This window comes from Micromonospora sp. U21 (assembly GCF_018070045.1).
Classification (GTDB): domain Bacteria; phylum Actinomycetota; class Actinomycetes; order Mycobacteriales; family Micromonosporaceae; genus Micromonospora.
In genome coordinates this window covers 182,791-193,970 of sequence record NZ_JAGPYK010000012.1, presented here as the reverse complement: position 1 = coordinate 193,970, position 11,180 = coordinate 182,791, and the positions used below count along the sequence as shown (strand labels likewise).

Here is an 11,180-nt window from a genome sequence, read left to right as displayed (position 1 = left end):
ACGCACGCCACGTCGATCTAGGGCACATCGTCGTGGAGGTAGATCGACTAACAGCGATATGCCCTAGATCGACGGTGAGATGGGGCGGGGCGGGGCGGGGTGGGGTGGGGGCCGGTCCGCCGGGGCGGCGGACCCCTCAGGCAGCCACGGCGGACCGGTGACGTGGGGTGGTCCGGGGACGCCGACTGCGCCCGGACCACGTGATCAAATCGGGAGGGACACCCGGGGGACGGGTGTCGCCGGTGGGGACGTCGCGGCCCGAGGGACGGGCACGGGGTGCGAGGTGAGCCGGAGGCGCCCTGGCTCCAGCCACCCGACGCGAACGGCTCCCGCGATCGAGGAACGTGCTCACCCTAGCCGATCCGCAACCGAGTTGGAAGCGCTCCCACGATCGCGCCGCGGTAGCGCGCTCTCACCCGCCTGGGGCGAGGACGACTCACCCCGCCCGGCGGCAGGATCGGACCCCGGCGGACTCCGGCCGCGGCCGTCACCCGGTCCGCCGTCCACGCACCGGAGGAGGGACAGATGGCCATCGCGACGATCACCCGTACCGACCAGGACATCCAGTCCGCCGTACTCGACGAGCTGACCTGGGAACCGCGGGTGCAGCCGCACGAGATCGGCGTGACCGTCGCCGAGGGCGTCGTCACGCTGACCGGGCGGGTGGACAGCTACGCGAAGAAATGGGCCGCCGAGCGGGCCGCGCACCGGGTCGCCCGGGTCCGGGCGCTCGCCAACGACCTGACGGTCCGGCTCTCCGGCGAGGCCGAACGCGCCGACCCTGACCTGGCCGCCGCGGCCGGTCACACGCTGGAGTGGGATGCGTTCGTACCCGTCGAGAAGCTCCAGGTCACGGTCTCGGCCGGCTGGGTGACGTTGCACGGCGAGGTCGAGTGGGAGTACCAGCGCCGGGCCGCCGAGCGGGCAGTCAGCAGGCTGACCGGCGTACGCGGGGTGAGCAACGGGATAACCGTCCGTCCGTCCGCCGTGCCGGACGGCCGGGACCTTGCCGAGCGGATCGTCGACGCGCTGGCCCGGGCCGGGGCCACCGAGGCCGAGCGGATCAGCGTCCGGGTGCACGGCGACACGGCGGTACTCGCGGGGCTGGTGCACTCGATGCCCGAGCGGGCCGAGGTGGAGCAGGTGGCCTGGTCCGCGCCGGGGATCCGCGAGGTGCAGAACCACATCGCGGTCGCCCCGGTGCTGCGCTGACTGAGCGCGGAACCACCCGGGGCGGGTGAGCCCGCCTCACCCGCCCCGGCAGCAGGCTGGGGGCATGAGTGATCCGAACGGGCTGATCCAACCGGGGCGACCCGCGCCCGGCTTCACCCTGACGAGCACCTTGGACGGGCGCCAGACCGGGCCCGAGCAGTTCCGCGGCCGGCCGGTCGTGCTCGCCTTCTACCCCGCCGACTGGAGCCCGGTCTGCGGTGACCAGATGTCGCTCTACCAGGCGGCGCCGGTGTTCGACCAGTACGACGCGGTGCTGCTCGGCATCTCGGTGGACAGCATCTGGTCGCACCGGGCGTACGCGCGGAGCCAGGGCATCGAGTTCCCGCTGCTGGCCGACTTCGAGCCCAAGGGCGAGGTGGCCCGCCGGTACGGTGAGTACACCGCGCCGGGCGAGGCGGCCCGGGTGCTGGTGGTGCTCGACCAGGCCGGGACGGTGGCCTGGAGCTACGTCTCCACACCGAACGTCAACCCAGGGGCGGACGGCATCTTCGACGCGCTGGACCGGCTCGCCGCCGACCGGGGGGTGATGGCCCGATGAGCACCCCGCTCCAGGTCACCGCCCGCCTCAGGGACCCGGTGACCAGCGACGACCATGTCCGGGGGCCGGCCGACGCGCCGGTCACGATCGTCGAGTACGGCGACTTCCAGTGCCAGTTCTGCGGCGCCGCGTACCCCAACCTGCACGAGCTGCTGCGGCAGCGGGCCGACACGGTACGGATGGTCTACCGCTACTTCCCGATCGCCAACGTCCACCCGTACGCCGAACGAGCCGCAGAGACGGCCGAGGCCGCCGGGACCCGCGGCCGGTTCTGGGAGATGCACGACTGGCTCTACGACCACCAGGACCAGCTGGACCCGGTGCATCTCTCGCTCGGCGTCGAGCAGCTCGGGCTGCCGCCGGACGAGCTGAACGCGGAGGTGGAGGGCCGGGTGTACGCCGACCGTGTGCGCCGGGACTTCGTCGGCGGGATCCGCAGCGGGGTGAACGGCACCCCGACCCTCTTCGTCAACGACGTCCGGCACGAGGGCGGGTACGACCTGCCCGACCTGCTGACCGCCGTGGACGCCGCGGCCAACGCCTGACCCTCGCGGCCAGCGACCGCTCAGATCAGCCGCAGCTCGCGCGCCCGCCGGACGGCCTCACGCCGGCGGGTCGCGTCGAGCTTGCGGTAGATGTTGCGGACGTGGGTCTTCACCGTGTTGACCGAGAGCGACAACTCGCTGGCGATCTCCACGTTGGACAGAATGCTCTGCAGGTACCGCAGGATGGTCAACTCCCGCTCGGTGAGCGGTTCGTCGAGCGTGCCCCCCGGCTCGGCCGGTGGCCGCGCCGTGGTCTGCTCGGCGCCCCGGACCAGGTCACTGACCAGCGAGAAGTGTGCGGTACCCGCATCCAGGTGCGCCGCCAGCAGGTCCCGCACCGGCGGTTCGGCGCGAGTGAAGACCCGGCGGCAGCCCTGTGGGCCGGCGAGGTCGAGCACCTGCTCCAGGATCCGGCCGGCCCGGCGCCCGTCCCCGCCCCGCTCGGCCAGCACGGCGTCCAGCAGGCCGGCGTCGAGGCGTACCGGCAGGGGCCAGGTCGCGGCCGGCGACTCCTGCCAGTCCGGCAGCGCCCGCCCGGCCGCGCCGATGTCGCCGGACCGCAGCTCCACCCGGGCCAGCGTCACCGCGAGCGCGGGGTCGGCCCGATCGTCGGTGACATCGGCCAGCAGGTCGCGGGCGCCGTCCAGGTCGCCCCGCTCGGCCCGCAGCTCGGCCTCGGCCGCCCGCAGCAGGTTCGCCAGCTCGGCGGCGGCCGGCCGGCCGGTCAGCGACTCCCGGGCCCGGACGAGCAGCCGCTGGCCGGCGGCCGGGTCACCGGCGTCGCGGTACAGGTGCGCCCGGCAGAGGGCGGCCACCGCCGCCGCCACCGGCTCGGCGGGCGGCCCCGCCGGCCACTCGTCCCCGGATTCCGTCCGGGAGGAGCCGACCGGGCCGGTCGCCGGGGCGGCGAGGGCGAGGTTGGCCGCGGCCTCCTCGGGCTGGTCGCGGTGCAGCGCCACCACCGCCAACGCGAGGTGGGCGTAGGCGCAGTCGAGCCGGCAGGACCAGCCCCGGCACGGCGGCACGCCCAGGGCGTCCCGGGCCGCCTGCTCGGCCGCACGCAGGTCGCCACGCACCGCGAGCAGCAGCGCGGAGCGGCTGGCGCCGACCAACTCGGTACGCGGCCGGCCGGCCTCGCGGGCCGCAGCGCGGGCCCGGACGAACCGGGCGTCGGGCAGCGCGCCGGCGGCCAGCTCGACGAGCCCGAGAGCGGTGCCGGTGAACGCCCGCAGGTCCGCGTCCTCGGCGGCGCTGCCCGTACCCGCGGCCAGCGCGTGGTTCGGCGTCGGCGCCGGGCTCGGCGCGCCACTCGGCGCGGCACCCGGCACTACCGTCGGCGCGGCGCCGGCCGGACGGGTCCGCAGCAGCCGGGCGGCGGCGGCGCGGACCTCGGTCGCGTCGCCGGCGAGCCGCGCCAGGGTCAGCTCCAGCGCGGTGGCCAGCCGCAGGAACCGGTCCCGGCGCGGCACCGGTAGGCCGTCGGCGTACCCGGCCGCGGCGCGCAGGTGGCCGGTTGCGGCCGGCAGATCGCCGGCGTACGCCCGCTCGGCGGCGCAGGCCAGCGCCACCTCCGGGTCGGCGCGGACCACCTCGGGCGGCGGGGACGCGGGGGTCGGGCCGGTCACCGGCTCGGGGTCGTACCGGGTCAGCTCCGGCCACTGCGCGACGAACAGGTCGCCGGCCCGGTCCCACCGGCCGGCGGCCAGCGCGTGCCGCAGCCCGTCGACCGGGCGTCCGTCACCGGCGTACCAGTCGGCCGCCCGCGCGTGCAGCTCACGCAGCTCGTCGGTGGGCAGCCGGGCCAGCTCGGCCCGGAGCAGGTCGGCCAGCAGTGGGTCGCAGCGGTACCACGGCGGGCGGCTCTCCTGCCGGTGCAGCAGACCGCCGGCCCCGGCCAGGTCGGCCAGCGCCCGCCCGGCATCGTCCCGACCGGTCAGCGCCTCGGCCAGGTCCGCGCAGACGGTCTCGGCGAGGGCGGTGCGGCGCAGCAGGTCCCGGTCGGCGGGGTCGATCGCGGCGAGCACCTCCTCCTGCAGGTAACCGGCGATCTCCGGCTGATCCCCGCCGAACTGCGCCACCCAGCGTTCCGGATCGGGTTGCCCGCGCAACGCCAGCGCGGCGATCCGCAGCGCGGCCGGCCACCCCCCGGTGCGCTCGCCCAACCGGTGCAGGGCGGCGGCCGGCAGCGGCGCCCCGTGCGCGGTGAGCAGGTCGGCCACCTCGTCGTCGGTGAAGGCCAGCTCGTCCGGGCCGATCTCGGTCAGCTCGCCGGCGAGACGGAGCCGGTGCAGGGCCAGCGGCAGCCCGGCCCGGGCCCCGACGACCACGTGCAGCCGCTGCTCGGCATGCCGGAGCAGGAACTCCAGCCCGGTCAGCGCCGCCGGGTCGGCGACCCGGTGCAGGTCGTCCAGGACCAGCAGCACCGGTCGGTCCAGGGCGGCGAGGGCGGCGGCGAGCAACTCCAGCTGGTCGGGGCGCGGCGGTCGGTCGGGCACCGGCGCCGCCAGGCCACCGTCCGTCGGCCCGGTCGCCGCACGCAGCGCCGCCGCCAGGTACGCCCAGAGCCGGTCGCCGTCGTCGCCGGCCTCCACCGACACCCACGCCGGCCCCGGGCCGGCCCCGGTGCCGTCGGCCAGCCGTACCCAGGAGGCGAGCAGGGTGGTCTTGCCCCAGCCGGCGGGGGCGGCGACCAGGGTGACCGGGCCCGCGCTGCCCTCGTCCAGCCGGCGCAGCAGGCGGGGCCGGGCCACCACCGGTTCGGGCGGCACCGCCGGGGTCAGCCGGGACGCCAGCAGCGGCGGGTCCGCCGGATGCCCCGGTGCCGTGCTGACCAGTGCGCGATCCTGCTCTTCCGGCACCCGGCTCCACCCCCACCAGTGCGTTCCACCCCCGGTCGGCGAGCGGTTACCCGGCGCGGACGCGTTCACCCCTTCGGGGCGAGCCCGCTTCACCCGGTCCCGACCGAGGATCGGGGGACGTGGACCGGGAGGACGGGTGGGACCGATGCGACGGCTGGCGCGGGTGGGATCCACCCTCGGCGGCGCGGCGCTGACCGGGGTGGCGCGGCTGCTCCGCGTACCCCGGCGGCGCGGCCGGCACCGCGCGGACGGCGACCCCGCCGCGCCGGCCCGGTGGGAGGTGGTGACGGTGGGCCGGCCGCCCGAGCGGGTGCTACCCGGCGGCCGGTGGCCCGAGCCGTTGCGCCGCCTGGACGGCGCGGTCGAGGTGCGGGTCCGGCCCGCCCCGGGCGGCCGGGGCACCGAGTTGGCCGCCCGCCCGCTGGCCGGTGCCACCCCGAGGGTCGGACTGGCCGCGCACCTGGTGGGCGACGATCCGGGTCTGCAGGTCCGCCGGGCGCTGCGCCAGGCGAAGCAGCACATCGAGGCCGGCGAGGTGCTGCGCGCGGACCGGTCCGCGCTGGACCGTCCCGTTCATGGTGGGTGAGGCCCTGTTCGACAGATCCACCCCGCTCACGATCTGCCGCGGCGGGTGGCGGATGGCAGACTCTGGGGATGGCTGGGGAGCGGACGTACGACGTGGTGCTGTTCGGAGCCACCGGGTTCACCGGGGGGCTGACCGCCGAATACCTGGCCCGGCACCCGCCGTCCGGGCTGCGCTGGGCGCTGGCCGGCCGCAACCCGGGTCGGCTCGCCGCCGTACGGGACCGACTCGCCGCGATCGACCCGATGCTGGCCGGGCTGCCGCTGCTCCCCGCCGACGTGACCGACGCCGACTCGCTGCGCACGGTGGCGGAGAACGCCCGGGTGGTGGCCACCACCGTCGGCCCGTACATCCACCACGGGGAGCCGCTGGTCGCGGCCTGCGCCCGGGCCGGCACCGACTACCTGGACATCACCGGCGAGCCGGAGTTCGTCGATCTGATGTACGTCCGTCATCAGGCTGAGGCGACCCGCACCGGCGCGCGGCTGGTGCACGCCTGCGGATTCGACTCCATCCCGCACGACCTGGGCGTCTGGTTCACCGTCAAGCAGCTGCCCGCCGACGCGCCGATCACCGTGGACGGGTACGTCCGGGCCGAGGGCAAGTTGTCCGCCGGCACGTACCACTCCGCGCTCACCGCGTTCTCCCGCACCGGGCAGGCCAGCCGGGCCGCCCGGGAGCGCCGGGCGGTCGAGCCGCGCCCCACCGACCGCCGGGTCCGGGCGGTGCCGGGCCGGCTGGGCCGCTCGGCGGAGCTGGGCGTCTGGGCCGTGCCGCTGCCCACCATCGACCCGCAGGTGGTACGCCGCTCGGCGGCGGCCCGGCCGGAGTACGGTCCGGACTTCCGCTACCGGCACTTCGCCGCGGTGAAGCGGCTGCCGACCGTGCTGGCCGGGGCCGCCGGGCTCGGCGCGCTGGTCGGGCTGGTGAAGCTGCCGCCCACCCGGCGCTGGCTGCTCGGCCGGCTCGCGTCCGGGCACGGGCCCACCCCGCAGCAGCGGGCGGCGTCCTGGTTCCGGGTCCGGTTCGTCGGCACCGGCGGCGGGCGCCGGGTGGTCACCGAGGTGGCCGGCGGCGACCCGGGCTACGACGAGACGGCGAAGATGCTCGCCGAATCGGCGCTCTGCCTGGCGCTCGACGAGCTGGCGTCGACCAGCGGGCAGCTCACCCCCGTCGCCGCGATGGGCGACGCGCTGCTCGACCGGCTCATCCGGGCCGGGCTCACCTTCCGGGTGCTGAAGGAGGAGGCCGCGACGCGGGTGCCCGAGGCCGCCGACCGGACGGCCGCCGCGTCGGACGCGGGGCCGGCGGCTTGACCCTCGACCGGGTCGAGGGGGCAGGATGCCCGTCGTGGAGAGCGACCTGCACAGCATCGGTGAGCTGGCCCGGGCCAGCGGCCTGACCGTCAGCGCGCTGCGCTTCTACGACTCGGCCGGCGTGCTCGAACCGGCCCTGGTCGACCCGGTGACCGGTTACCGCTGGTACACGGAGGCGCAGATCGCCCCGGCCCGGCTGGTGGCCGGGCTGCGCCGGGTCGGCATGCCCGTGCCGGAGATCGCCACGGCGGTGCGTGCCGAACCGGCCGCGGTGCACCGGCTGCTCGACACGCACCTGCGCCGGCTGGCGGACGGGCTCGCGGACGCCCGTCGGGAGGTCGCCCGCCTCCGGGCCCTGGTCGACCCGGCGCCGCCGGCGACCACCACGCTGCTGCTCTCCCCCACCGAACTGGCCGCCGCCGTCGACGCGGTGCGCTTCGCCGTCGGCGCCGACCCGGAGCTGCCGGTGCTCTCCGGCGTGCTGGTCGACGTGGAGCCGGACGGCGTCCGGCTCGTCGCCACCGACCGGCACCGGCTCGCCCTGGCCCGGGCCGGGGCGACCGTCGACGGACCGCTGGTGCGGGTGCTCGTCCCGGTGGACCTCATAGACCGGTGCCGGGCGCTGCTCGACGCCGCCGACACCCGGCCGGTGCGGCTGACCGTGGCCGGTGCCGACCTGCGGGTCGCGGTGGCCGACCGGACGCTGACCGGCACCGCGCTGCCCTACGACTTCCCGGACTACCGGCGGCTGCTGCGTGAGGCCGTCGGTGAGCGACCGGCCGCGTACCGGATCCCGGTGGACGTGCCGGCGCTGCGGGCCGCGCTGACCGACCCGGCCGCGCCGACGGTGGGCCGCGAATACGGCGGCACCCAGCTGGCGGTCACCGTGCTCGGCCTCGACGACCGGGGCAGCCTGCGGCTGCTGCCCACCGCCGACCTTCCCGCCGCCGACCTGCCCCCGGACCCACTGGCCGGGTCCGACCCGATCGGCGGGCTGCGGATCGGGGTGAACGGCGCGTACCTGCTGGACGCGCTGGACGCCGCCGGCGGGTCGCAGCTGGTCCTGGAACTGGACGGGCCGATCGCCCCGCTGGCCGTACGCCGCCCGGACGACACGGACACGTTCTCCGTGCTGATGCCGATCCGGCTCTGAACCCGCCGTCCGCTCCCGCCGGGTGGGCTCGCGCTCCCCGTCCCGAAGCGAACGGCGCGCGACGGTAGCATCTGTGGGTCCACCTGACCCCGGACGGAGGCGTACGGAGCAGCATGCTCGACATGGAGTTGATCCGGAAGGATCGCGAGGCGGTGGCGACCGCGCTGGCGAAGCGACTGGATCCCGCCGAGGTCACCCGGGCCCTGGACGAGATCCAGCGGCTCGACCAGGAACGGCGCGCCCTCATCACGGAGATCGACGCGGAGCGGCAGCGCCGCAAGGCGGAGGCCCGGGCGTACGCGCAGGCGAAGCGTGCCGGCACCGAGCCGCAGGTCACCGCGCCGGAGGCGGAGCGCAAGCAGCTCGCCGAGCTGGAGTCCCAGTTGGACGAGGTGCAGGCCCGGCTGCGCGACGCGATGAGCGAGCTGCCCAACCTGCCCAGCGAGGACGTCCTCCCCGGCGGCAAGGAGGCCAACCGGGTCGTCAAGACCTTCGGCGAGCCGCCGGCCATCGAGAAGGTCCGCGACCACGTGGAGCTGTCCCGGGCGCTGGGCCTGGTCGACTACGAGCGCGGCGTCAAGCTCGGCGGTTCCGGCTTCTGGATGTACACCGGGGTCGGCGCGCGGCTGGAGTGGGCGCTGCTGAACTACTTCATCGACCAGCACATCAGGGCCGGGTACGAGTTCCTGCTCCCGCCGCACCTGCTGCTCGACTCGGCCGGCTTCGCCGCCGGGCAGTTCCCGAAGTTCTACGACGACGTCTACCACCTGGACCGGGACAGCGCCCCGCGCGGGCAGTTCCTGCTGCCCACCTCGGAGACGGCGATCCTCGGCGCGTACCAGGACGAAATCCTGGACACCACGAAGCTGCCGCTGAAGGCGTTCGCGTACACCCCGTGCTACCGGCGCGAGTCGGCCGGCTCGCACTCGGACGAGCGCGGCACGGTGCGCGGGCACCAGTTCAACAAGGTGGAGATCTTCCAGTTCACCCTGCCGGAGCAGGCCGACGCGGCGCTGGAGGAGATGCTCGCCCACGCGGAGAGCCTGGTGGAGGGGCTGGGCCTGCACTACCAGCGCACCCTGCTCTCCGCCGGTGACGCCAGCGCGTCGATGAGGAAGACCCTCGACATCGAGGTGTGGATGCCGAGCACGGGCAAGTACAAGGAGGTGTCGTCGGTCTCCTGGGCCGGCGACTACCAGGCCCGCCGGGCGGCCATCCGCTATCGCGAGCCGGGTGGCAAGCAGACCCGCTTCGTGCACACCCTCAACGGCTCGGCACTGGCCACCAGCCGGCTCTTCCCGGCCATCCTGGAGCAGTACCAGCAGGCCGACGGCTCAGTGCTGATCCCCGAGGTCCTCCGCGACCGCCTGGGCACCGACCGCCTGACCCCGCTGCGCTAGCCGATCCGTTCGACGGGGGCCGGGTCCATCCCGGCTCCCGTCGACGTATCCGCCGGCGCCGTCCTGCGCTCGGGCCCGACGTTAGGAAGGGCCCCTTCCTCTACCGCAGGCGTTAGGAAGGTGCCCTTCCTCACGCTCAAGCCCACACCCAGCGCGGTGAGCAGGACGAGGGCGGCGAGCAACGCCGCCGGGCCGAGCGTGTCGAGGGTGTCGGCGAGGGCGTGCTGCACCCGGGACGCCGCCCGGATCACCGGGTCGTGCGGAGCGTCGCGACGGCCGGCGGCCAGCCGCAGCTCGTACCAGCCGTACCAGGCGACGTAACCGCCGGCGAGCAGCAGCACCAGGCCGCTGAGCCGGGGCACCAGCGCGCCGGCGCCGCGCAGCCGGGCCACCAGACCGTCGCGCAGCAGCGCCACGCCGAGCGCGGCGACCGCGACCACCAGCCCCATCCCGAGGGCGTACGCGCCGAACAGCGCCAGCCCGCGGCCGGTCGAGCCGGCCTGGAGGCTGGTCACCACGATGGCCAGGAACGGCGCGATGGCGCACCCGAGCGAGGCCAACGCGTACGCGGCGCCGAACAACGCCATCGACGGCCAGGAACGCGTCAGCCGAGGTGCCCGGGCGGACCAGCCCGGGGCGGGCAACCGCCGGCCGGCGAGCAGCCAGCACCCGGCCGCCACCAGCAGCAACCCGAGCGCCACGGTCAGCCACGGCAACCGGGGCCGCAGCCAGCCGGCCAACGGCGCGAGCGCCAGGCCGAAGGCGCCGAAGACCAGCACGTACCCCAGCGTGAGCCCGGCCGCCGCGGTGAGCGCGCGGCCGACCGCGCCGCGGGCGTCCGGCGCCCCGGCGACCAGCAGCGAGAGGTACGCGGGCAGCAACGCGAAGCCGCACGGGTTGACGGCGCCGAGCATGCCGGCGGTCAGCGCGAGCAGCAGCGGGGCGGTCACGCCCCGGCCAGCGCGGTGACCCGGGCGGTGAGCGCCTCGCCGTCCAGGAAGCCCTGATGGACGACCTTGCCGTCCCGATCGATGATCAGGAAGGTGCTCTGCTCGGTCACCTTGAACCGGCGCCAGAGCGCGCCGGCGCGGTCGTCGATCTGCGGCGTCCCGGCAAGTTCGAACTCGGTGACGAAGTCCTTCATCGCCCGCTGTTCGCCGAGCCCGGCGACACCGATGATCGGCACCGTGTCCCGGTACCGGGGCGCGATCTCGGCCACCGTCCAGGCCTGGCTGGCGCAGGTGGCGCACCACGGCGCCCAGAACCAGAGCACCACCGGTCGGCCGGCGAACTGCGCCGCGTCGAACGCGGTGCCGGTGAGGGTGGTCCCGGTGAAGCGCAGGGTGTCCGGGACCCGGGCCGGGGGCTGCGCCGGGGCGGCGGTCGGCGAGCCGCTCGCGGCGGCGGTGGCGGTGACGGCCGGTGGGGTGTCGGCGGACGCCGGTGGCGGGGTGGCCGTCCCGGTGCAGGAGACCGCGCCGAGCAGCGCCGCGACCAGCGCGACGGCGGTGCCGAGCCGGGGTGGTCGCCTCCGTACGTGCCAGCTGCGCATCC

The 11,180-nt window shown here is 75.9% G+C and carries 10 protein-coding genes; 7 read left to right on the top strand and 3 right to left on the bottom strand.

All coding sequences use genetic code 11. From position 1 onward, the window contains the following. Positions 1-525 precede the first annotated feature (525 nt). The 3 genes from KBX63_RS18280 to KBX63_RS18270 all read left to right on the top strand — a co-directional run bounded on the left by KBX63_RS18280 (position 526) and on the right by KBX63_RS18270 (position 2,316). The gene (locus KBX63_RS18280; protein WP_210912421.1) at positions 526-1,212 is read left to right on the top strand and encodes a BON domain-containing protein; all 687 of its coding nucleotides are present in this window, start codon (positions 526-528) and stop codon (positions 1,210-1,212) included. Positions 1,213-1,276: 64 nt separating this feature from the next. Then, on the top strand, positions 1,277-1,771 hold the full coding sequence (locus tag KBX63_RS18275; protein ID WP_210912420.1) for a redoxin domain-containing protein: 495 nt from the start codon (positions 1,277-1,279) through the stop codon (positions 1,769-1,771). Beyond that, positions 1,768-2,316 (top strand): DsbA family protein, encoded by a 549-nt coding sequence (locus KBX63_RS18270; RefSeq protein WP_210912419.1) that lies wholly within the window; start codon positions 1,768-1,770, stop codon positions 2,314-2,316. Before KBX63_RS18275 ends, KBX63_RS18270 begins: the two co-directional genes overlap by 4 nt. A gap of 20 nt (positions 2,317-2,336) precedes the next feature. Here KBX63_RS18270 and KBX63_RS18265 read toward each other — a convergent pair whose 3' ends face one another. Next, complete coding sequence (locus KBX63_RS18265) at positions 2,337-5,243, bottom strand: LuxR C-terminal-related transcriptional regulator (RefSeq protein ID WP_374102242.1); 2,907 nt, start codon at positions 5,241-5,243, stop codon at positions 2,337-2,339. A gap of 76 nt (positions 5,244-5,319) precedes the next feature. On the opposite strand from KBX63_RS18265, the gene KBX63_RS18260 reads away from it, so the two are divergent. From KBX63_RS18260 to serS, 4 genes are all read left to right on the top strand, one after another. After that, entirely contained in the window at positions 5,320-5,760 is a 441-nt protein-coding gene (locus KBX63_RS18260) for a hypothetical protein (RefSeq protein WP_210912417.1), read from the top strand. 68 nt (positions 5,761-5,828) lie between these two features. Then, complete coding sequence (locus KBX63_RS18255) at positions 5,829-7,073, top strand: trans-acting enoyl reductase family protein (protein ID WP_210912416.1); 1,245 nt, start codon at positions 5,829-5,831, stop codon at positions 7,071-7,073. Positions 7,074-7,098: 25 nt separating this feature from the next. Then, entirely contained in the window at positions 7,099-8,226 is a 1,128-nt protein-coding gene (locus tag KBX63_RS18250; RefSeq protein WP_210912415.1) for a MerR family transcriptional regulator, read from the top strand. 113 nt (positions 8,227-8,339) lie between these two features. Further along, a complete protein-coding gene (gene serS, locus KBX63_RS18245) occupies positions 8,340-9,626 on the top strand; it encodes a serine--tRNA ligase (RefSeq protein ID WP_210912414.1) in 1,287 nt (428 codons plus the stop codon). Here serS and KBX63_RS18240 read toward each other — a convergent pair. Both KBX63_RS18240 and KBX63_RS18235 read right to left on the bottom strand, forming a co-directional pair. Next, entirely contained in the window at positions 9,623-10,576 is a 954-nt protein-coding gene (locus KBX63_RS18240; RefSeq protein WP_307871752.1) for a cytochrome c biogenesis CcdA family protein, read from the bottom strand. The genes serS and KBX63_RS18240 overlap by 4 nt on opposite strands. Next, complete coding sequence (locus tag KBX63_RS18235) at positions 10,573-11,178, bottom strand: redoxin family protein (RefSeq protein ID WP_210912413.1); 606 nt, start codon at positions 11,176-11,178, stop codon at positions 10,573-10,575. The genes KBX63_RS18240 and KBX63_RS18235 overlap by 4 nt, the downstream gene beginning before the upstream one ends. Positions 11,179-11,180: the final 2 nt, after the last annotated feature.

Excerpts from the sequence above, each read along its gene's own strand:
- KBX63_RS18235 (WP_210912413.1), bottom strand. The coding sequence starts at position 11,178 with ATGCGCAGCTGGCACGTACGGAGGCGACCACCCCGGCTCGGCACCGCC.
- KBX63_RS18280 (WP_210912421.1), top strand. The coding sequence starts at position 526 with ATGGCCATCGCGACGATCACCCGTACCGACCAGGACATCCAGTCCGCC.
- KBX63_RS18255 (WP_210912416.1), top strand. The coding sequence starts at position 5,829 with ATGGCTGGGGAGCGGACGTACGACGTGGTGCTGTTCGGAGCCACCGGG.
- serS (WP_210912414.1), top strand. The coding sequence starts at position 8,340 with ATGCTCGACATGGAGTTGATCCGGAAGGATCGCGAGGCGGTGGCGACC.
- KBX63_RS18250 (WP_210912415.1), top strand. The coding sequence starts at position 7,099 with ATGCCCGTCGTGGAGAGCGACCTGCACAGCATCGGTGAGCTGGCCCGG.
- KBX63_RS18270 (WP_210912419.1), top strand. The coding sequence starts at position 1,768 with ATGAGCACCCCGCTCCAGGTCACCGCCCGCCTCAGGGACCCGGTGACC.
- KBX63_RS18275 (WP_210912420.1), top strand. The coding sequence starts at position 1,277 with ATGAGTGATCCGAACGGGCTGATCCAACCGGGGCGACCCGCGCCCGGC.
- KBX63_RS18260 (WP_210912417.1), top strand. The coding sequence starts at position 5,320 with ATGCGACGGCTGGCGCGGGTGGGATCCACCCTCGGCGGCGCGGCGCTG.